The 21,502-nt window shown below is 41.3% G+C and carries 24 protein-coding genes; 21 read left to right on the top strand and 3 right to left on the bottom strand.

Translation table 11 applies throughout. The features are described from left to right. Positions 1–35: 35 nt before the first annotated feature. From MCUP_RS08795 to MCUP_RS08710, 18 genes are all read left to right on the top strand, one after another. Positions 36–233, top strand: coding sequence for a zinc finger domain-containing protein (locus MCUP_RS08795; RefSeq protein ID WP_013738465.1), 198 nt, complete (start codon positions 36–38; stop codon positions 231–233). 13 nt (positions 234–246) lie between these two features. Next, positions 247–522, top strand: a complete 276-nt coding sequence (locus MCUP_RS08790; RefSeq protein ID WP_013738464.1) for an elongation factor 1-beta — start codon at positions 247–249, stop codon at positions 520–522. Between the two features lie 57 nt (positions 523–579). Further along, positions 580–2,886, top strand: a complete 2,307-nt coding sequence (locus MCUP_RS08785; RefSeq protein ID WP_013738463.1) for a CDC48 family AAA ATPase — start codon at positions 580–582, stop codon at positions 2,884–2,886. Between the two features lie 4 nt (positions 2,887–2,890). Then, the gene (locus MCUP_RS08780; RefSeq protein ID WP_013738462.1) at positions 2,891–3,121 is read left to right on the top strand and encodes a hypothetical protein; all 231 of its coding nucleotides are present in this window, start codon (positions 2,891–2,893) and stop codon (positions 3,119–3,121) included. Next, on the top strand, positions 3,118–4,170 hold the full coding sequence (gene fen / locus MCUP_RS08775; protein WP_083808581.1) for a flap endonuclease-1: 1,053 nt from the start codon (positions 3,118–3,120) through the stop codon (positions 4,168–4,170). The genes MCUP_RS08780 and fen overlap by 4 nt, the downstream gene beginning before the upstream one ends. A gap of 44 nt (positions 4,171–4,214) precedes the next feature. Then, the gene (locus MCUP_RS08770; RefSeq protein ID WP_013738459.1) at positions 4,215–4,877 is read left to right on the top strand and encodes a precorrin-2 dehydrogenase/sirohydrochlorin ferrochelatase family protein; all 663 of its coding nucleotides are present in this window, start codon (positions 4,215–4,217) and stop codon (positions 4,875–4,877) included. Further along, positions 4,861–6,135 carry a glutamyl-tRNA reductase gene (locus MCUP_RS08765; RefSeq protein ID WP_013738458.1) on the top strand — a complete coding sequence of 425 codons (1,275 nt, stop codon included), beginning with the start codon at positions 4,861–4,863 and terminating at the stop codon, positions 6,133–6,135. The genes MCUP_RS08770 and MCUP_RS08765 overlap by 17 nt, the downstream gene beginning before the upstream one ends. Beyond that, entirely contained in the window at positions 6,044–7,054 is a 1,011-nt protein-coding gene (hemB, locus tag MCUP_RS08760) for a porphobilinogen synthase (protein ID WP_048057642.1), read from the top strand. The genes MCUP_RS08765 and hemB overlap by 92 nt, the downstream gene beginning before the upstream one ends. Next, entirely contained in the window at positions 7,051–8,304 is a 1,254-nt protein-coding gene (gene hemL, locus MCUP_RS08755; RefSeq protein ID WP_013738456.1) for a glutamate-1-semialdehyde 2,1-aminomutase, read from the top strand. The genes hemB and hemL overlap by 4 nt, the downstream gene beginning before the upstream one ends. Continuing rightward, positions 8,301–9,170, top strand: a complete 870-nt coding sequence (gene hemC, locus MCUP_RS08750) for a hydroxymethylbilane synthase (RefSeq protein WP_013738455.1) — start codon at positions 8,301–8,303, stop codon at positions 9,168–9,170. Before hemL ends, hemC begins: the two co-directional genes overlap by 4 nt. After that, entirely contained in the window at positions 9,151–9,810 is a 660-nt protein-coding gene (locus tag MCUP_RS08745; RefSeq protein ID WP_013738454.1) for a uroporphyrinogen-III synthase, read from the top strand. The genes hemC and MCUP_RS08745 overlap by 20 nt, the downstream gene beginning before the upstream one ends. 5 nt (positions 9,811–9,815) lie before the next feature. After that, positions 9,816–10,079: a hypothetical protein gene (locus MCUP_RS09975; RefSeq protein ID WP_013738453.1), complete on the top strand. Its 264-nt coding sequence runs from the start codon at positions 9,816–9,818 to the stop codon at positions 10,077–10,079. Beyond that, the gene (locus MCUP_RS08735) at positions 10,080–11,675 is read left to right on the top strand and encodes an alkaline phosphatase family protein (RefSeq protein WP_013738452.1); all 1,596 of its coding nucleotides are present in this window, start codon (positions 10,080–10,082) and stop codon (positions 11,673–11,675) included. Beyond that, positions 11,665–13,047: a hypothetical protein gene (locus MCUP_RS08730; RefSeq protein ID WP_013738451.1), complete on the top strand. Its 1,383-nt coding sequence runs from the start codon at positions 11,665–11,667 to the stop codon at positions 13,045–13,047. The genes MCUP_RS08735 and MCUP_RS08730 overlap by 11 nt, the downstream gene beginning before the upstream one ends. Then, a complete protein-coding gene (locus tag MCUP_RS08725; RefSeq protein ID WP_013738450.1) occupies positions 13,047–14,156 on the top strand; it encodes an NAD(P)/FAD-dependent oxidoreductase in 1,110 nt (369 codons plus the stop codon). The genes MCUP_RS08730 and MCUP_RS08725 overlap by 1 nt, the downstream gene beginning before the upstream one ends. 158 nt (positions 14,157–14,314) lie before the next feature. Continuing rightward, positions 14,315–15,679, top strand: coding sequence for a phosphoglucosamine mutase (gene glmM / locus MCUP_RS08720; protein ID WP_013738449.1), 1,365 nt, complete (start codon positions 14,315–14,317; stop codon positions 15,677–15,679). Further along, on the top strand, positions 15,676–16,062 hold the full coding sequence (locus MCUP_RS08715) for a Trm112 family protein (RefSeq protein ID WP_013738448.1): 387 nt from the start codon (positions 15,676–15,678) through the stop codon (positions 16,060–16,062). Before glmM ends, MCUP_RS08715 begins: the two co-directional genes overlap by 4 nt. 208 nt (positions 16,063–16,270) lie before the next feature. After that, positions 16,271–16,690: a DUF2153 domain-containing protein gene (locus MCUP_RS08710; protein WP_013738447.1), complete on the top strand. Its 420-nt coding sequence runs from the start codon at positions 16,271–16,273 to the stop codon at positions 16,688–16,690. A 70-nt stretch (positions 16,691–16,760) separates the two neighbouring features. Here MCUP_RS08710 and MCUP_RS08705 read toward each other — a convergent pair whose 3' ends face one another. Both MCUP_RS08705 and MCUP_RS08700 read right to left on the bottom strand, forming a co-directional pair. After that, positions 16,761–17,237 carry a hypothetical protein gene (locus MCUP_RS08705; RefSeq protein WP_013738446.1) on the bottom strand — a complete coding sequence of 159 codons (477 nt, stop codon included), beginning with the start codon at positions 17,235–17,237 and terminating at the stop codon, positions 16,761–16,763. A gap of 4 nt (positions 17,238–17,241) precedes the next feature. Then, a complete protein-coding gene (locus MCUP_RS08700; RefSeq protein WP_013738445.1) occupies positions 17,242–17,925 on the bottom strand; it encodes an orotidine 5'-phosphate decarboxylase / HUMPS family protein in 684 nt (227 codons plus the stop codon). Between the two features lie 91 nt (positions 17,926–18,016). Between MCUP_RS08700 and pyrG the strand changes: the two genes are divergently transcribed. Further along, positions 18,017–19,615 carry a CTP synthase gene (pyrG, locus tag MCUP_RS08695; RefSeq protein ID WP_048057641.1) on the top strand — a complete coding sequence of 533 codons (1,599 nt, stop codon included), beginning with the start codon at positions 18,017–18,019 and terminating at the stop codon, positions 19,613–19,615. Here pyrG and MCUP_RS08690 read toward each other — a convergent pair. Continuing rightward, positions 19,574–19,879 (bottom strand): ArsR/SmtB family transcription factor, encoded by a 306-nt coding sequence (locus MCUP_RS08690; protein WP_013738443.1) that lies wholly within the window; start codon positions 19,877–19,879, stop codon positions 19,574–19,576. The two genes, pyrG and MCUP_RS08690, sit on opposite strands and share 42 nt — an antisense overlap. A gap of 107 nt (positions 19,880–19,986) precedes the next feature. Between MCUP_RS08690 and MCUP_RS08685 the strand changes: the two genes are divergently transcribed. Next, complete coding sequence (locus MCUP_RS08685; protein ID WP_013738442.1) at positions 19,987–20,250, top strand: U6 snRNA-associated Sm-like protein LSm6; 264 nt, start codon at positions 19,987–19,989, stop codon at positions 20,248–20,250. Between the two features lie 33 nt (positions 20,251–20,283). Further along, positions 20,284–21,501: a methionine adenosyltransferase gene (locus MCUP_RS08680; RefSeq protein WP_013738441.1), complete on the top strand. Its 1,218-nt coding sequence runs from the start codon at positions 20,284–20,286 to the stop codon at positions 21,499–21,501. The last annotated feature ends 1 nt before the right edge of the window (position 21,502 follow it).

Here is a 21,502-nt window from a genome sequence, read left to right as displayed (position 1 = left end):
AAACCCGGCTTCATGGTTATAGCCAGGTAACTATAATGTCAATGAAACTTAGTTTGAGGGAAGAAGTAGAGCCTCCTGTTTGCTCGAGTTGCGGTAAGATAATACACCCTAGGGAGAAAGGAGCAATATTCTCGTGTCCTAACTGTGGGGAAGTCACCATTTACAGAGATAAGTTTTGCAGATTGCAAGGCGTCTCATACACCTGTCCTAAGTGCGGCTTCGTTGGACCTTAAGGGTGAATAGGAAATGACCGAAGTTATGGTAGTATTAAAGGTGTTCCCAGAAGGAGATGAGACTGATTTAGAAAAAGTGGCTAACGAGCTAGTTTCTCAACTTCCTCAGGGGCATAAGCTGGTTAGAAAAGAGACGGAACCAATAGCCTTTGGTCTAAAGGCTCTGGTTCTCTACATCTCTATGCCTGAGTCCACTGAAGGTGGGACAGATAGATTAGAGGAGCTTGCTTCTGGTATAAGTGGGGTTAGTCACGCGGAAGTAGTAGGAATAACGAGGCTCGGTTTTTAAGGTAATGTATAAGATAATCTCTTTTATCCTTTATGTCAAATATCTACATGATAAGATTTGAGTGCTGGTTCTAGCCCAGAGCAAAAACCATCAAGACGTGAGCTCGCTCTAAGGGTATTTGAAGCAAGACAAAAGGACGTAGGTAGAGGGAAAGTAAGGATAGACGTTGAGTTGCTTGCTCAAATTGACGTGAGCCCGGGAGACGTTGTCGAGATAGAAGGAACTAGAAAGACAGCTGCAATAGCATGGCCTTTATCACCAGATGACGCAACGTCTGAAAGGGACATAATACGAATGGACGGTATAACAAGAAAGAACGCAGGGGTGTCTATAGGAGACAAAGTAATAGTTCGTAAGGCTTCAGTTAAACAGGCCGCCTCTATTAAGCTAGCTCCATCTAATTTCTCAATTACTGTAGATCCAGGTTTCGTGGCTTACGTTAAGAAGAAACTAAAGGAGTTCCCACTTGTTGAAGGTGACACTGTACTCATACCTGTTCTAGGACAAGCAATACCATTTACGGTGATTCAAGTGAGACCAGCGTCTATAGTAATGGTAGTAGACGAAACTAGTATATCTATCGCTGACAAACCTATCGAGCAAACTAGGTATCCTAGAGTAACTTATGAGGATATAGGTGGTATGAAGAACGTAATACAGAAGATAAGAGAACTTGTAGAACTACCACTAAGACATCCTGAGCTGTTCAAGAGGCTAGGGATAGAGCCTCCAAAGGGAATCATGCTTTACGGTCCTCCTGGTGTAGGAAAGACGTTGTTAGCTAAGGCGGTTGCCAACGAAACAGAGTCTTATTTCACTTCGATAAACGGACCGGAAATAATGAGTAAGTTCTATGGTGAAAGCGAGCAGAGGCTTAGGGAAATATTCGAGGACGCTAAGAAACACGCTCCGGCTATCATTTTCATAGATGAGGTTGATGCTATAGCTCCCAAAAGGGATGAAGCGATAGGGGAAGTAGAAAGGAGAGTTGTGGCACAGTTACTTACTTTAATGGATGGCCTTGAGAACAGAGGTAACGTCATAGTTATAGCCGCAACTAATAGACCGAACGCGGTTGATCCTGCTCTAAGAAGACCTGGAAGGTTCGATAGGGAGATAGAGATACCTCTCCCAGATAAACAAGGGCGGCTTGAGATACTTCAGATCCACACCAGGAACATGCCTCTTTCGAAGGATGTGGAACTAGAAAAACTAGCTGATATAAGTCACGGATACACAGGAGCTGACCTATCTGCGCTAGTTAGAGAGGCCGCAATGAACGCGTTAAGGAGATATCTTCCGATGATTGATATAAGCCAGGACAAGATACCTCCTGAGATTCTAGAGAAGATGGAGGTAAAGATGGAAGACTTCATGAACGCATTCAAGGAAATAGTACCTAGCGGAATGAGGGAGATATATATTGAGGTACCGGAAGTTAAGTGGGACGATATTGGAGGACTAGGTGACATAAAGGAGGAGTTAAGAGAGGTAGCTGAGTATCCCTTGAAGTTCCCCGACTATTACGAAACGGCTGGTGTAGAGCCACCAAAGGGCATACTTCTTTTCGGTCCACCAGGTACCGGAAAGACCATGTTAGCTAAGGCTGTTGCTACAGAGAGCGGGGCGAACTTCATTGCAGTCAGAGGACCTGAAGTTCTCTCCAAGTGGGTAGGTGAGAGCGAACGCGCAATTAGAGAAATATTCAGGAAAGCGAGGATGTACGCCCCGTCTGTGATATTCTTTGATGAGATCGATGCCGTTGCCCCAATGAGAGGAATTTCCTCCGATTCCGGTGTTACTGAGAGGCTAGTAAATCAATTGCTGGCCGAAATGGACGGTATTGAGAACCTAGACAACGTGGTTATAGTTGCAGCTACCAATAGACCTGATATCCTAGATCCGGCTCTACTGAGGCCCGGGAGATTTGAGAAGTTAGTTTACGTACCACCTCCTGATAAGAACGCCAGATATGATATCCTAAGGGTACACACGAAGAAGGTAGCCTTGTCTGATGAGGTTAACCTTGAAGAGTTAGCCGAGAGAACAGAGGGTTACACTGGTGCTGACCTCGCAGCGTTAGTGAGAGAGGCAGCTATGCGGGCAATAAGAGAAGGTATGAGAGAGTGCGTGAATAAGGTGAGTACACAATGCGCTCAAAACGACAGAGATTGTAGAGACGCTAAGATGAGGGATTGCATGAAGGGAGCAACAATAAAGGTTGAGAACAGACATTTTGATGAAGCGCTTAAGAAGGTTAAGCCATCTCTCACGCAGGAGATGATTCAGTTCTATCAATCGTGGATAGATAAGGCTAGACAACAGCTTCCTAGACAGACTGTGAAACCTAGCACATTTACGTGAAATTATGTGGAGAGATACGCCACTAATCTATATTATTACAGAAACACTAAGAAAAATGAATGGTAGCGTGAAGGATGAAGATCTTTTTAAAGAAGTGAAGAAAAACGCTAACTATGAGGTGTCTTTTAGTGACTTCCTCAGGGCATTGATGTCTCTCGAAATTAGGGGAGTGATAAGCGTATCGTTAATAAGGGAGAACTCTAGAATGATAACATATCTAGGTGAAAAGGAATAGGAGTAGACTTATCTGACCTTGTTTCCGAGATCAGGAGGGACTTAACTTTCACTGAAATTAAAGGTAAGAAGGTAGCTGTAGATGCGTACAACGCTATCTATCAATTCCTAGCCGCAATAAGGCAGTACGATGGCACTCCACTGATGAACCGTGAAGGAAAGATAACAAGTCACTTAAACGGATTGTTTTACAGAACTGTAAATCTTTTGGAACAAGGAGTTATCCCGATTTACGTTTTTGACGGCAAACCTCCAGAAATAAAGGCCCAGGAATTGGAAAATAGAAGAAAATTAAAAGAAGAGGCTATGAAAAAATTGGAGAGAGCGAAAGAAGAGGGAAAGATTGAGGAAGTTAGAAAGTACTCTCAGATGACCTCTAGGTTAACTTCTAGTATGGCCAACGAAGGTAAAAGATTACTCTCACTTATGGGGATCCCTACAGTACAGGCTCCTTCTGAAGGTGAGGCTGAAGCTGCTTACATGAACTCTCAAGGTTTGGTTTACGCTGCAGCAAGCCAAGATTATGATTCGCTCCTTTTTGGAGCTACAAGGCTAATAAGAAACCTAACTATAAGCGGTAAAAGGAAACTTCCAAATAAAGACGCCTACGTAGAGGTTAAACCGGAAGTGATTGAAGCGGATCTGCTCCTTAAGAAACTAGGCATAACCAGAGATGAGCTGATAGACATAGCCATTCTCATAGGTACGGATTACAACCCAGATGGAATAAAGGGTATCGGTCCTAAGAGGGCCTACAAACTTATCAAGACTTATAAGAGAATCGAGGACATAGACAAGAAGGAGTTTGATCTTGAATTAATTGACTTTGATTATAAAAAAATAAGAGAAATGTTCTTACGTCCTGAAGTGGTACTGCCAAAAGAGCCTCTAGATCTAGGAGATGTAAATGTTCAAGGCGTTGTAGATTTCCTTGTTAAGGAGAACGACTTCAGTGAAGATAGAGTTGTTGCGGCTCTAGAGAGACTTCAAAGAGCTATGAGAGAAGTTAAGGAAAGTAAAAGACAAACTGGACTGGATCAATGGTTTTGACATTTGATAATGACTTTTTAAATTCCTAGCTAAGAAATTTTTATATGCTTTCTCAAGTTCATCATTATTTTCCGATCTTTCTAGACCTTACTAACGTAAAAGTCCTAGTTATTGGAGGGGGTAAAGTCGGTAGTAAGAGAGCTTCAAAGTTTAGAGATTATGGGGCGGAAGTCACGGTTGTTTCGCTAGACTTCTCTGAAGATTTAGCTACAAGGAACGATATAATAAAAGTTAAGCTTGATGCATCAATTTTAGGTGAAGAGTTTTTATCCAAGTATGATATAATCATCACCGCAACTAGCGATCAGTCCTTGAATTCTAGGCTATGTTCCTTAGGTAAATCCTTAAAAAAGTTTTGCAACAATCCTACAAATCCTAACGAATCTTCTTTTATTGTACCTATTTTTTATGAGGACGATGACGTTGGAATAGCCGTAACTACTATGGGTAAATCCAGCATAATGTCTAAAGTCATTCTAGATAAGGCTTTAGAAGCGTTGAAAAACGATCCAAAAATACTCTTAGAGATTAAGGTTATGAACGATGTGAAATCGTTATTAAAAAGCAAAATTAAAGATCCTAGCATAAGATACAATTTATATCATAAAATATTTATTGATAAGCAATTCGAAAGCTTCATTAATGATGGTAACATAGATAGTGCCATGAAGAGGGCTGAGGAGATCATCAATGGATCTAGTTTCTAAGGTGATCAACTCCTACGCAGCAGTAGTCTACACGTATAAAACTATTGGCATCGAGAAGTTGGCCTCTCATTACCTGGGCTATAATGAGATCAAGGAATTATCTAAACACTTCAAAGGTGAGATGACGCTATTGCAAACGTGTAATAGAATAGAGCTATATCTTTACTCTGAGGACGATAATCTAAGTAAAGTCCTTGATTATCTTAATCAAGTTCATAACAGAGAGATATCCTCTGACGCTACGATCTTAAGAGGTAAGGAGGCTATAACACACCTCTTTGAGGTTGCTTCAGGTATTGATTCATTGTCGGTAGGAGAGTACGAAATTCTTAAACAAATTAAGGATTCTATGAAAGAGGCAACTAAACTAGGTCTAGCCTCAAAACATATGCGATGCCTTCTAGAGAGATCTCTTAAAGTCGGGAGGAAAGTAAGGTTAGAAACGGGTATATCAAAGGGGAAAGTGGGCGTTTATTCATTAGCGGTAGAGTATGCAAAGCGTCTCCTAGGTGACATCTCAGACAAGAAAATAGCTATACTGGGGGCTGGAGAGATAGGGACTAAGTTAGCTCTCATTCTGCACAACGAGGGGGTTAAGGACGTTACAATATTTAACAGGACTAATGAGCGCGGGAGAAATGTGGCTATAAAATACGGCTATAGCTTCTTACCCTTAGACTTCAGCAAGCTATCCAATTACGATCTCGTCTTTTCCGCCATATTTTACCCAGAGAAAGTGAGAGCACCGGAGAGATCCGTAGTTATAGACCTGGGATCTCCCTCAATCTTTGAAGGTAAGAACGTCTACACTCTAAGAGACCTAGAAGCGGTTTCTCAAGCTAAACTTGAGGAGAGAAGGAAAGAGATAGATAGCGCTAAGGGAATAATAGAGAACGGATTAAGAGAATTCGAAAAAGATTGCTTAGACATCATCTATGATAATTTCGTTTCCTCCTTCATGTCTAAAGTGGAGCAGATAAGGGAGTCCGAGGTTACTAGAGCGTTGAGAGTATTAGAAACTGAGGATCCGAAGACCAAAGAGGTTCTTGACGCCATGACGAGGTCTATGATTAAAAAGATCTTCTCACCCATGTTCGAAAACCTGAGGAGGGCAGTGGAATCGAACGAGGTAAATCACATTAACTTGGCCGTATCACTATTTTCTTATGGTGGGATATCCGAGGATAAGGCCAAGGAGGTTAAGGCAGAGCAAGAACATAAGGGATTCAGTGGCAGAAACGAGGTTAACGGCAGATAACCTAATCTTACCGGTCTTTATAAAAGACGGGATCTCGCAGCCTGAAGAGATAGGTAGTATGCCCGGAATCTTAAGGTATCCGCCCAACGATCACCTCATAAAGTTTGTAGATGAGAACTTCAATAAAGGTATAACGAAACTAGTTGTCTTTGGAATACCTTCATTCAAAGATAATATTGCTAGTTCAGCTTTTCAAAAGGACGGTGTAATACAGCGATCTCTAAGGTTGTTAAAGCAAACTTTTGGGGAAAAGATAGTTCTAATAGCTGACGAGTGCACAGATGAGTATACATCTCATGGACACTGCGGGATTGTAAACTACAGAGGCAGTAACTACTACATAGATAACGACGAAAGTATTAAAGTCCACGCTAAGATAGCCCTTTCTCAGGCCGAGGCTGGGGCGGACGTGATCGCCCCCTCTAGTATGATGGACGGTGTTGTAGGGGCAATAAGGAAAGAGTTGGACGATAACGGTTTCCAAGACACTCTCATCATGGCTTATAGTGTAAAGTACGCGTCGGTGTTTTATTCTCCGTTTAGAGAGGCAGCTTCTTCCGCCCCCGCTTTTGGGGACAGAAAGAGCTATCAGATGGACCCCAGGAACTCATATGAAGCGCTAAAGGAAGCTAAACTTGACATTGAGGAAGGTGCCGACATCTTAATGGTTAAGCCGGCTCACACCTATCTCGACGTCATAAGGTTAGTTAAGGATACGTTTTCCACATATCCCCTAGCGGCTTATCACGTAAGCGGAGAGTACTCCATGATAAAGGCCGCAGTTAAAAACGGATGGTTAAATGAGAGAAATGCGGTGATGGAAATAACTTATTCGATCAAAAGGGCTGGCGCGGATCTAATACTAACCTATTATGCTCCTCAATTGGCCGAATGGATTAGGGAGGGGACTCCATTTTGAGTCATGATTTATGGGAACAGGCTAAAACCCTATTTGCGGGAGGCGTTAATAGCCCAGTCAGGGCCGGAGTCAAACCGTTTCCGTTCTATACCAAGTCGGGTAAGGGCCCCTATTTAATAACCGAAGACTCTCAGAGACTAATCGATTACGTTCTGGGATACGGTCCGCTCATTTTGGGCCACGCCCATCCGAAAGTTATCGAGGCTGTTAAAGAACAGATAGATGAAGGATGGTTGTATGGAACCCCTAGCAAGACAGAGGTGGAATTAGCTAAGTTGATCATCAAGTATGTTCCTTCGGCAGAAAAAGTGAGGTTCGTGAACAGCGGTACAGAGGCCACCATGACTGCACTAAGGATAAGTCGAGGTTACACCGGCAGAGATAAGATACTCAAATTTGATGGTAATTATCACGGAGCTCATGATTACGTTTTGATAGACGCTGGTAGCGCAGCCACGGAGTTCGGAGTACCCTTTTCCCAGGGAATACCTAAAGAGGTCGTTTCTACAGTTGTTATTTGCCCTTATAACGACTTGGAATGTTCGGAAAAGGCGTTGAGGAGAGGCGATATCGCCAGTGTCATAGTAGAACCAGTGATGGGAAATATGGGAGTTATTCCGCCAAAGGACGGTTTCCTTAAAGGGTTAAGAGAGTTAACCAAAGAGCACGGCACGCTTCTAATTTTTGATGAAGTGATAACTGGATTTAGGTTAGGTTTGGGAGGGGCTCAATCTTATTTTAAGGTGATCCCAGATTTAACCACTCTAGGGAAGATTATAGGTGGAGGTTTTCCAATAGGAGCAATCTGCGGAAAAAGAGAGGTAATGGATTCCTTGACCCCTTCAGGAAGGGTATTTAACGCTGGTACGTTTAACGCAAATCCCATATCTATGAGTGCTGGAATCGCTACTATAAGAGAACTTGAGAGCGGAAATGTCTACGTCAAGACGGAAAAGGCCGCAACTGAACTCGCTGAGGAGATAGATAAAGCAATAAGAATTCCTCACGTTGTGAACAGGGTTTATAACTTTTTCCAGTTTTTCCTTGGAGTAGACAGAGTAGAAAACGCTGCTGACGCTAGAAAAGCTAAACGTGAACTATACGTCAGAGCGCATGAGAAGCTGTTAAAGTCTGGAGTGTTTATACCTCCAAGTCAATTTGAAGCTTTGTTCACTTCAAGTGAGCATAACGATGATATAGTGAATGAAAGCATCTCTAAATTCAAGAGTGTATTGGAGGATTTGGTGTGAAAGTTAGAATAGCGGCGAGAGGAAGTAGACTAAGCGTGAAGCAGGTCGAAACGGTAAGCTCGTATTTAAACTCAAGAGGTTATGAAACCGAGTTCATCGAGGTTAAAACTAGGGCCGATCTCTTCTCCGGAACACCTTTACACGAGATAGGGAAAGGAGTTTTTGACAAGGAAGTGAACGAAGCGGTTCTCATAGGCAAAGCCGACTTAGCTGTTCATAGTATGAAAGATCTCTCTGCACTCCCTGAAGGGCTAAAGATCTTGGCAACACCGAGAAGGGAAAATCCTAGTGATGTACTAGTATCTGACTATGAATTACAAGAAATGCCTGCAGGTTCTAAAATAGGGACAGGAAGCCTAAGGAGGACTAACTTTCTCAAAGTGTTGAGGCCAGATCTTCAAGTCATTAACTTAAGAGGTAACGTTGACACTAGGATAAGGAAATATCTGACTCGTGAATACGATGGTATAATTTTAGCTGAGGCCGGTTTGGTAAGGTTAGGAATAAACGTGAAGAGACATGAACTAGATGTGCATGACTTCACTCCAGAAGCTAATCAGGGAATAATTGCGATAGTTGGAAGGCCTCACCTTACCGAGTTATTAAAAGAGCTTAATGACGAAGCCACTATGACGGTAGCTAGGGCAGAAAGAGAGGTGGTGAAAGTGATAGGAGGCGGGTGTCACTCTCCTCTAGGCGTTCTCTTTCAAATGGAAGATGACAGACTGACTGGAATAGCTAGCTACAGTGATGGCATTAGGAGAGTTTCTGCAAGCGTTTCGGTTATGGACTCTCCTGAAGCAGCGGGTCAGGCTTTGGGAAGAGCTTTGTTGAAGGAGATGAAAAATGCGGGTCTTATATCTTAGGCCTGAAGGAAGCGAAGTGCCACAACTAGATAACGTAGACGTACTAAACGTGCCTCTCTTCTCACCTAAATGTATAGACTATTCTTTTAAATCGGAAACTGAGGCAGTCGGTTTCACAAGTGTGAATTCGGTTAGATGTTTTAAAGATTTTGATAAAATATCAGATTTAAAAGTCTTTTCTATAGGTCCCGTTACTGCCGAAGAGCTACTTAAGCACGGTATACGCTCAGAATATCCATCAAAGTACACTAGTAAAGACCTCGCAAGGCTAGTGCTAGAGAGACAAGTACGTCACTTCACATCTTTCAGGAGTGCTAAGGCTAGTTCTGAAATGAAAGGAATCCTTAATTTAATCTCATACCAGGAGATTTTCAACTATGATCTAGTTCTAAACGAGGCCAAGGTCCAGGACGCTAAAAAGATATTAGAAGAGTGTTCAGTTCAGATGGTTGTGCTTACCAGTTCGTTAATAGCCAAAACCGTAGCTAATTTCTTAAGGGATTGCTATAAAGTAATTAGTATAGGTCCGATGACATCTACAACGCTTAGATCTGTGAAACCGGAGTTAAGTTTCATTGAAAGCGACATATCTACGATAGAAGGAACCATACAAGAAATTGAAAAATTTCTAAGGAGGTGAAACCTTTGGATGACATCCGTGATCTACTCCTTAAAGTGTTAAGAAAAATAGATCCGACATTGCTAGAGGACAGTCTTGAGATAAAGTTTATTCAAAGCTTTAAAGACAGATATGACGTTTTTGGACAGTTCAGGAACCAGAAGGGACTGTACGAATTTGCAGTTAGTTTTGACAGAAAGGGAAATATAAAAAGGGATCATGTCAATATGATTTCTCCAAATAAAATCAGAGATGAACTAGAGAAAAGGATTTATGACAAAGGTGATTGATTGAAAGTATTACTTGTTGTAATAGATGGCCTGGCATATCATCTAACTGAGAGGTTTATTGAAAGCCTTCCTACCTTTCAGGAAGTATCTGAAAGGGGTATCTACGGCCCTCTCGAGAGTACTTATCCCTCTATAACTCCTGTAGCTCTAGCTTCTCTTTTCACAGGGCTTTCTCCAAAAACCCATGGAGTCGTTTCACCTAGGATATTCGTAAGTGGGAGAAAACTTCAATCTAGCATCTCAGCGTTTTCTAGCAATTCTCTTATGGTAGATCCCATCTGGATTGTACTAGGAAAGAAGGGTTATAAGGTAGTGGTTACATCTGCTCCACAGGCCCTCCCTGACAAGTGGAAATTGCCCAATGTTATCTTATTAGATCCATACAAGGCTAAACTGAAGACCTGTTCTGAAAGCACGTTACTTAAAGAAGGTGATAACGAATTCCTTGGTAAGAAGTGGACCGTCAAGACCAATGGTAATGATTATATTTTGCATGTAGAGGGAGAGGAGTTAGTTGTTTCTCAGAACTCTTGGTTAGGTCCATTAGAGATAAGCGGCAAATGTGGGGATGAGGAGCTAAAGGCATCAATATTTCTACACGGCAACGGTCACGGTATATATGTAACCCCTCCTGCTTTTCTTAACTATAAGTGGGGGAATAATAAGGAGATTGTTGATGAAGTTTGGGAGAAAGTGGTTAGGAGAGTGGGGATGGTACTTGATGGAGATTATAAGGGACTTAATAGAGGCCTGATTTCATTCGAGGAGTACATTAAGACGGTAGAACTTTCTTACAATTTCTTTGTAGAGTATTCCCTCTTCCTATTAAGGAGGGATGACTGGGATTTTGGGATAACTTACTTGCCCATTGTGGATAACATGCAACACTTGCTTTATGGCGTGGATGACGGAAGGGCTTTAGATTACATTTTTGAAGCTTACAGATTGGCCGACAAGTTTCTTATGTTACATCAGGGTTTATCTGACAATTTATTTCTTTGTTCCGATCACGGAATAACAAAAATAAAAAGGCGCGTATATGTAAATAAGATATTGGAGAAGATTAATGTGTTAAAAACTGATAACGGTAGGATCGTCTGGAGTAAGACCAAGGCTTACTATGGGGGTGGCGGTGTTATAAGGGTTAACTTAAAGGGAAGAGAGGAAGCAGGGATAGTAAATCCCTCGGAATATCAAAGGCTTGTCCGATACATTGTAAAGAACTTAGAGGAAGTGAGAGACGAACATGGAGACTCTGTGTTCACTGGTATATATGTGAGAGACTCTCCCGCCTCTGAGAGGCAAGGAGATATCGAGCTTAGCGTAAAAGACTACTATTCTCTAAGCGCTAACATTGATCATGAAAGCGAGATCGATGTTGTAAAGCCTTATCAGACCTCCACAGGAGACCATGGATTTTACAGAAAAGAAGATCTATATGGAATAATAGCTGGTTTCGGAAAGGATATTTCTAAAGGAAGGAAGATCAAAGCGAAGATTGTTGATGTAGCGCCAACCATACTCAAACTAATGGGTGTTCAGGGTCATAAGACAGAGGGCAGGGTACTCGTGGAGGCCCTAGAAAATGGAGGTTAAGAGTAAGAGGCATCTCAGAATTAGAGCTCCTTTTGATTGCGAAAAGGGCTTGCCCTATACTGAAGTTGTTGTGGAAGGCAAGAGGTTAGAGAATTGTGAGCAAGTAGTTAATCCACGTAAGTCGGGCGTAAGAATAAGTAGTCTTTATTTACATCGTATTGGATTAATTAGAAGATTTCCTTTCCTATTAGAGCTTATATCTCAGAGGCTCAACACACCTAATAAAATTGTAGATCAGGACGAATTAAATGTAGAGAAAGTTAAAGTAGACACGCTAATTGTAGGTTCTGGAGTATCGGGTCTAATAGCATTAGAGAGAAGTAATGGATTTTTAATTACCAATGATACAATTACAGATTTTCTCATTGATCCGTTAAATCAAGAGACTACTTTATATAACAGAGTAAAACTTATTCTGAAGACCTTTCAAGATAAGATCGTCCCTGGAGATTTCATGGGAAAGTTCTCTGAGGGTTACCTATTAAGATTAAAGAATAAGATGATAATTGTTAATCCGTCTAGAATAATTTTCGCTGTAGGAGGTAGATATCTTCCACCCATCTTTGAGGGAAACGACTTACCTAATGTGATCTCTAGAAGACTCTTCCTAAAGAGAAGAAGCCTTTATAAAAAAATCTTAGTCTTGGGCTCCTCTGACGATGCGATTAAGACTGCTCTGATATCCGGTTCAAAGGTTTTGACGCCAAAGGGAGTGAGGCTATTTTCAAAGAAATATTTGGAACTGGCAGACCAACGCGGGGTAGAGGTGGAAGAGGTAGAACGACTTAAGGTAAAACCTAGGAGCGCTAAGTTACACGTTGAGTGGGATAAAGGGAGCTCTGAAGTGGAAGCGCTAGTATTTGCACCAGTTAAGCAACCTAAACTCGAAGCTATTGCAAATGCAGGTTGCAATTATAGGTTTTATCCAAACATGACAATTTACATGCCTGATCACGATATGGATGGATTCATGAAGAGTTGTGGCCATTTTGTAGCGGGAGGTGCAAGGGGAATCTGGGATGAAGAGGCGTCTGCTATAAGCGCTGAAGCTATATTTGATCCTGAATCTTCAAGCGAATTAAACGCAAGGATTAGGGAAACATCTCTTCACGATTACTACGCTAGGTCCTTCGTAGCAATAAAAAGTCCTTATCTCTTTTCTGAAGGAGGTTATGTGTGTTTTTGTGAAGACGTATTATGGAATGACATGAAACAAGTGATCAGGATGGGTTATTCCAACGTAGAGGCGGTTAAAAGAGTGGGCGGAATAGGGCTTGGGGAATGTCAAGGTAAGGTTTGCACTTATGTGGCCGGGAGTATCTTGTCTAGCCAAACACTCATTACTTTCAGATCACCAATTTATCCTATGTGATGGAGATGAACGTAGTTATATTAGGCGCAGGGAGTCACGGGGTAAGCCTAGCCTATCATCTTGTAAAGAAGGGAGAAAAAAACGTTACAATCGTTGAGAGGCAGAGAATAAACTATGGTTCTAGCGGAAGAAATGCGGGAAGATTTAGGTATCACTTTTACACTAAGGAAAATGTAGAGTTCGCCAAGGACGCAATACCATATTTGCTACAATTATGCAGGAGGCTACCCCTAAATCCAATATGTATGAGAACAGGTTACGTATGGGTATTAGAGGACCAAAGAATTTCAGAGGTGATAAAGAAGATGGATAGTCTCTGGAGATCCTTAGGGGTAGGAGGCAGATTCCTTAATTGCTCAGAGCTCGATTATCTGAAGAGCGAAAGTGAATGCTATCTCGCTCCCCAGGACGGTTCGTTTCATCATGATTACCTGACCTTTGGCATGTTGGAAGATATCAAAAACAGTGTTAAGATTGTATATGGAGATGCAAATAAATTGATAGTCTCAGGAGGAAGAATTTCTGGAGTGAGGATTGAGAATAATGTTATTAACGCAGATGTGGTGACAGTAACTTTAGGGGCTTGGAGCGGTAAGTTTATGGCTGAGAACGGTATCAGGGTTCCTATAGAGCCGGAAAAGAAGGAAATCTTCATTACAGAAGATATAAGATACAGAGTTAAACCTCTGGTCATCACTCCCAGTACTTATTTCTCTCATACCTTGAAGGGAGAGATCATAGGTGGCGTCGAGGATACTAGGGAAAGAGGGTTTCTAGATCTCGATGTATCATTGGGTAGAATGACACTTTTCCTAAAGGACGTAAGGAGGTTGGTGAAAGGAGCTGAGGGGATTAGAGTGTTGAGAGGATGGGCTGGTTATTACGAGATGACACCAGATCACTCTCATATTATGGGTTACTCTAACGAATGGCCAGAAGGTTTATATATAGATGCAGGATACAGCGGTCACGGGATGATGTTTTCACCTTATTCAGGTAAGATAATGGCAGACTTAATACTAGATGATGAAAAAAATAAGTTCATTGATGTGTTCAGCCCGGATAGGTTTAACCTAAACAGGTTGATAGATGAGAGGATGGTAATCTGATCCCGTTGTTTTAATAAGTTAATTAAACGGAGTTTCGTTGATCTTAAACGGTTTGTGATAAAATTTAATAACGAAGTCTATCTCATTTTTTGATATAATGCTAAAGAAGGCCTCTTCAGCTCTACCACTTTTATAAACTTCAATTGTTAAAATGGACTATGGGAAAGTTATTTGGTACTGATGGAGTTAGAGGGGTTGTAAATCAAGAACTGACCATTGAGTTGGCTCAGGGTTTAGGGAAGGCCATAGGTACCTTCTTTGGTGAAGGAAGTGTATTACTCATAGGAAGGGATGCTAGAGCAGGTGGAGATATGATAACGAGGGCTGTGGAGAGCGGCCTTCTAAGCACTGGGGTAAGAGTATATGAAGGGGGCTTCGCCCCAACTCCTGCCCTTCAATACGCTGTAAAGACTCTAGGATATGATGGAGGCGTAATAATAACAGCGAGTCACAATCCAAGGGGGCATAACGGAATAAAGGTTCTTGACAAAGACGGGGTGGAAGTAGATAGAGAGAAAGAGGATTCTATTGAAGAAATTTTCTTCTCTAGTAGATTTAATTTGGTATCTTGGAATAAACTGACATACGATGTTATGCGAGAAGATAAAGTTATTGATACCTACGTCAAGGGTATTCTATCTCATGTTAACGTAGAGAAGATAAGATCAAAGAATTTCAAAGTTTTAATAGATGGAGCTAACAGCGTTGGATCCATTTCTACCCCTCTTATAGCTAGACTTTTAGGGTGTAGAGTTTACACACTGAACGCCAACTTAGAGCCTACATTTCCAGCAAGGAATCCGGAACCCACTATGGACACCTTAAAGGAGTCAGCCCAAGTTTCAGCTAATCTCGGTGTAGACATTACAGTAGCACATGATGGAGACGCCGACAGAGCAATATTTGTAGACTCAAGAGGGAGGATCCAATGGGGAGATAGGAGCGGGGCTCTACTTAGTTGGTGGGCTTCTAAAAAGGAAGATTTTCCTAAAAGGATATTCACAGCTGTATCTAGTTCGTCTCTGGTTCAGGAGTTCTTAAGTAAGTTTGGAATAGAAGTTATATGGACCAAAGTGGGAAGTGTAGACATAGCAAGGAAATTAATACAAGAGAAGGGCATAGCTGGTTTTGAAGAGAACGGCGGTTTCATTTTTCCGTTACATCAATACGTTAGAGATGGGGCTATGAGCTTTGCACTCATGTTGGAGATGATGGCAGAGGAAGGGGTGAGCTCAGCAGAACTTTTCGATCGCCTTCCTCAATATCACTTAGTTAAATCTAAGGTGGATCTTAAACCTGGAATGGACGTAGGTAAGATTTACGCAACAGTTGAGAGGGAGTTTGGATCAGGCAATCATATTGTAAAGATAGATGGAATAAAAATCATATCAAAAGATTTCTGGATTTTAGTGAGGAAAAGTGGAACGGAGCCCATCATAAGGGTAATGGTTGAGGCTAAAGACCAAGACGTAGCGGAAGGTCTAAGTAAAAAAGTGATCAGTTTGATAGGTGGGTCTTCATGAAATATAGGTTAATGGATATACTAGCTTGTCCTATGTGCAAACACTTTCACTTGGATCTTTATGTATTTCAGGAGAAGGAATATCAGAAAAGAGAACCAAACGAAAAGATCCCCCTTTGTGAGATATATTGTAGTTATAAAAACGTTGAAGTTAAGGAGATGGCAAATCCTCCCTGCTTTGAATGTATAAAGAAGGAGATAGTAGAGGGTCTACTTGTATGCCCTTCATGTAACAGATGGTATCCCATTATAGACGAGATACCAAGAATGTTACCTGATAAATTGAGGAAAAAGGACGATCTAGACTTTCTAAGGAAGTACAAAGATAAGATTCCTCAAAAGGTTCTAGATAGCGGTCTCCCATTTAACTTGAAAAATCCCTGAATTATAATAGTATTTTAGTTTGTATTTTAACTTTTTATAATTCATGTTCCCTAGTTTTTCCATAAGAGAGATTTAAATTTTTCCCTGTTATAATTTCTAGTAATTGAGAGAAAATGAAAGACTGAAATTAGTGTAGAGGTCGAAAACTCATGTTAAAGTTAAAATGAGTTTATTAATGCCAATTCATAATCTTTCATTAGTGTAACACATGGAAGGCTCCTTTATTAGTAACCTGGACGAATGGATTAAGATGCAGAAAAATCTTCTTGCCACAATTAAAGAAATGGAAAAAAAGGAGGAGGGTACGTTAGAAGATAGGTTAGACCTAATCCTTGCTTCTAGGCTGGCCTTTCAACATATGATGAGGACTCTTAAGGCATTCGATCAGTGGTTGCAAGATCCAATGATAATTAAGCATATGCCAAAGGAGATGCTGGAAGATGTAAAGAAGACTAGCTGGTTAATTCTTCAACAGCTTCTCGAACTAGACGTGAGGCACACCAGCCAGGCCAAGGAATTGATAACCAAGCTCGGAAAGGAAGGAAAATTAGATCCGTTAATATGGAGTAGACCACCTGTGGAAGAACAATCTAACCAGGCTAGAAGAGGTACGTTCACAACAATGTAGGTTTTTCTAAACTGAAAAGTTTCTTATGTTTTTATTGACGACATTATATTAAGAGATTTCCTTTAGGGGTTTACCTTCTCCTTCTCCCTGACCTTAACTTTAGATTGTATTCTTGGTCTATAGAAGTTATCATCGGTTTGAGCTCCGTTATGATCGCATTAGCTGCGTTTATGAAGCTTTCATCTAAAAGCTGTTTATTGTTATTGAAAGCTTCTTCTCCGTCATTTGTCAACTTCAATCTCTTAGTCTGGTCGCTTTCTATATAACCTAGGTACAAAAGCGATGTTATGTCCTCCTTTACTGTCTGGCTTATTAGGTTATTACCTAATGTCGTAAATTGATGTCCTAAGTTTAAGCCCTTTTGTGAACCTTCGTAAAGTAACGTAATGAGTCCTCTTTCAGTTATACCGCCCACTGTTTTTATTATATAGAGCAGCTGTAGCTTCCTTTTGTCCTCCTTTAGTATAGAAGGAGAAATAACCTGTTTCGACGTGGCCTTAAGCTCTTTTGACTTACCTGGTTGTCCTCCTTGATTAGACTGAGACATTTAATCACCGCATTGGTATAGTTCTTGAGGACAAGATTTTAACTATTTCCTCAGCTACTTTCCTAGGTTCATGGCTCTTAGTTATAGCTCCTCCAACCACGTAGATTGAGATAGGGATGTCTAGTAGTCCAAGAACGCTCTTAGCCGTTAGCCCTCCGGCCACGGAGACAATTCCGTACTTACCAACCTCTTTAATTTCCTCCTTAAGATCTGCAACAGTTATCCCTCTCCTCTTCTGTACATCTAATCCGACGTGGAAGCCGACTATGTCCACTCCTAGCTTATACAGCTCTTTCGCTCTTTCTACGGCGTCCTTTACCCCTATCAGGTCCGCTTGAACCAATATTTCAAGCTCTTTCGCTCTTCTTACTGCGCTCTCTACTGTAGAATCATCCATTGCACCTAAGACTGTCATAATGTCCGCTCTCCCCTTTGCAACAATTTCAGCCTCAACGTCTCCTGCATCCGCAGTCTTTGTATCTGCTAAGATTACGTTTCTAAATTCCCTAAGCTTGATGAGACCTCTAATTCCCTCGGACTTAAGTAAGGGCGTTCCAACCTCTATTATAACGTTTCCTAGGTCAGCAACTTCACTAGCTACCTTATAGGCCGGGTTAATGTCTATGAAATCTAAAGCTACTTGAAGAAACTTCTCCCTTTTCAACCTATCGACTATGTCAGATCTCATTAATGTTATTAAAGCGCTAGGTAATAATTAAGCTAATTCACAATGCATTTAAAATCTCACAAAACGATACTTCATTACTGTGATAATGTAAGTGACAAAGTATATCATTGTAACTGGAGGAGTTTTGTCCAGTGTTGGAAAAGGTACAGTATCAGCTTCTGTAGGGCTTATTCTCAAAAACATGGGATTTAGTGTAAGTATAATCAAAGTAGATCCTTACATTAATGTCGATGCGGGAACTATGAATCCCTACATGCATGGAGAGGTCTTCGTTACTGAGGACGGCGCAGAGACGGACTTAGATCTAGGACATTATGAAAGATTCCTAAATATTAATACTAATAGATATAATAATATAACGGCAGGTAAGGTGTATTTTGAGGTGATCAGGAAAGAGAGAGAAGGTAAGTACATGGGCCAAACCGTCCAGATCATACCACACGTGACCGACGAGATCAAAAGCATGGTTAGAAAGGTAGCCGAGATCGAAAAGGCTGACGTGTTGATAGTGGAGATAGGAGGTACTGTGGGCGATATAGAAGGTCTCCCTTTCTTAGAGGCTATGAGAGAACTTAGGCTAGAGGAGGAGGAACATAACGTTGTTTTCGTTCATGTAGCGCTAGTAGAGTACCTTTCAGTAACGGGAGAGCTGAAAACTAAACCGCTCCAGCATAGCGTACAGGAACTTAGGAGGATCGGGATTCAGCCCGATATAGTTGTAGCTAGATCTGTAGTCGAACTTGACGATGAGACGAAGAAGAAGATAGCGCTGTTTACAAACGTAAGACCCGAGTACATATTCTCAAGCTATAACGTGGAGACTTCTTATCAAGTTCCTCTAGTCTTAGAGAAACAGGGAATTGGAGCTAAGTTAACTTCGAAGTTGAATCTGTCCTTTAGACCTCCGAACTTCAAGGAATGGGAGGAGTTCGTTAATTCCTTGACAAGGAAGGAAGGAAGAAAAGTGAGAGTTGGGTTAGTTGGGAAATATACAAAATTAAAGGACAGCTATCTGAGTATAAAAGAGGCCATCTATCACGCCTCAGCTTCTCTTGGTATAATTCCAGAGTTGGTATGGATAGAGTCTTCTGAACTAGAGAAGGAAAATCCTGAGAGATTGTTAAAACAAACCGATGGTATAATCGTGCTACCTGGTTTCGGTTCAAGAGGAACTGAAGGTAAAATTAAAGCGATCACTTACGCTAGGACTAATAACGTACCGTTTCTAGGTATATGTTTTGGTCTTCAACTGGCCGTAGTAGAGTTCGCTAGAAACGTGGTTGGACTAGAAGACGCTAACAGTACCGAGATAAATCCATCGACTAAACATCCTGTCGTGACGCTTCTAGATGAACAGAAGAGGGTGACTCAATTTGGAGGCACCATGAGACTAGGTTCACAAAAGATAAACTTAGTGAGAGGTACACTAGCTAGCTCAATCTACGGTTCAGATGTAATTTACGAGAGGCATAGACATAGATACGAAGTTAATCCAGCTTACGTGGACGTTCTACAAAAACATGGGCTAATAGTATCCGGTATAAGTGATAACGGTCTTGTAGAGATGATTGAGCTCAAGGACCACAGATTTTTCATAGCCACTCAGGCTCATCCCGAGTTCAAAAGCAGACCTTTAAAACCTGCATCGCTATTCGTTGGCTTCCTCAGGGCCATTACTGACGGTAAGTAAAATAACGATCTTATCGTATTTTGCCTTGACCAATTTCTTCAGACCCTTGTTACCTTCACTATATCTAACTTCAACCAGTCCGGCACTTTCCAGTAGTGCTACCTGAGAGCTAACGTTACCTTTAGTCATTCGTAACTCTTCACTTAATTCGGTTATGCTTTTCTCCCGATCGGAAATTAATCTCAAAATGTTAACTCTAGTTATAGAGGATAAAGCTTCGGTTACCTTTACCACTTCCTCTACGTCAGTAACTGTTAGATCCATCTATCTTATTTCTTCATTTGGTAACTCTCTATAAGAATTTTCCCGTTAACTCTTCAAGTCATTCTTTTATAGTGGTGTAATGTATGATTTAAGGAGGAGATAAGATTTTGCAGGCAAAAGTAGAGAATCCTTTGAAAAGTTTGAGGATGGCTACAAACAAGACAGTCCTTGTAAAACTTAAGGACGGATCTGAATATATAGGTAAGATGGAACAATCTGATGGTACGATGAACTTGGTACTGAGAGATTGCACAGAAATGAAAGAAGGTACAGCAGATCCTATAGCCAAATACGGAAGGGTTTTGATAAGAGGAAGCAACGTCTTATTTGTGAGCATAGACTACGAAAATATCATTAACTCGGGGAAGTAAATTTTTAAAATTGGTAAGGCAGTTGAGGGTCAAATGAAAAACATCCATATAGACTCGTTTAGAACGCTTGAGCCAGATTCGTTACCTGTAGAGTTGGCAGAAAGGAAAGGGACGGGACACCCAGACTTCATAGCGGATTCTGCATCGGAGGAAGCTAGTAGAAAATTATCTCTGTACTATCTAAAGAACTATGGGACAGTTCTACATCACAACCTTGACAAGACGCTCTTGGTAGGCGGACAAGCCTCCCCGAAGTTCAAAGGAGGAGAGGTCATTCATCCCATATATATAGTGGTAGCTGGTAGAGCTACAACTGAAGTAAGGAGCGAGGACGGTGTTGATAACGTGCCTGTAGGAACTATAATCATGGATAGCGTTAAGAACTGGATAAAGGAGAACTTTAGATATTTAGATCCGGAGAAACATGTTATAGTAGATTACAAGATAGGTAAAGGATCTGCGGACTTGGTAGGAATATTTGATAAGGGGAAAAAGTCAGTACCCCTTTCTAACGATACCAGTTTTGGAGTTGGCTTCGCACCTTACTCCAAGTTAGAGAGGTTAGTGTTCCAGACAGAGAGAACATTGAACTCGAAGCAAATTAAGACTCAAATACCTGAAGTAGGAGAGGACATAAAGGTAATGGGATTAAGGAGAGATAAGGACGTAACTCTAACCATAGCTATGGCCGCCATAAGCCCTTTAATTGAAGACAGGAGTCATTACATAGCAGTAAAGGAACAGGTAAAGGACACTGTTCTGAAGTTGGCTTCAGAGATATGCCCTGATTTGAACGTAAAAGTTAACGTGAACACAGGAGATAGGGAGGACCAAGGGATTCTATACCTTACAGTTACCGGGACTTCGGCCGAACATGGTGACGACGGTATGACCGGAAGGGGAAACAGAGGTATCGGACTCATAACTCCTATGAGACCTATGTCTTTGGAGGCTACTGCTGGAAAGAACCCAGTGAATCATGTAGGTAAGTTATACAACGTGGTAGCTAGCCTGATCGCAAAGAAAGCTTCTGAACAGGTCAAGGATGTGAGAAATGTTCAAATAGAAGTTTTAGGACAAATAGGGAGACCAATAAACGATCCTCTGATAATCAACGTTGAGGTGGCGACTCATTCAGGAACTATAACCTCGGACACAAAGGCAGAAATATCAGGAATAGCTGAGGAGTACCTAGACTCATTTGATAAGATAACTCAAATGATATTGGAAGGAAAGGTAATGCTCTTCTAGC

This window comes from Metallosphaera cuprina Ar-4 (assembly GCF_000204925.1).
GTDB classification, from domain to species: domain Archaea; phylum Thermoproteota; class Thermoprotei_A; order Sulfolobales; family Sulfolobaceae; genus Metallosphaera; species Metallosphaera cuprina.
The sequence above is the reverse complement of the archived record's forward strand: the minus strand, read 5'-3'. Positions and strand labels throughout refer to the sequence as shown.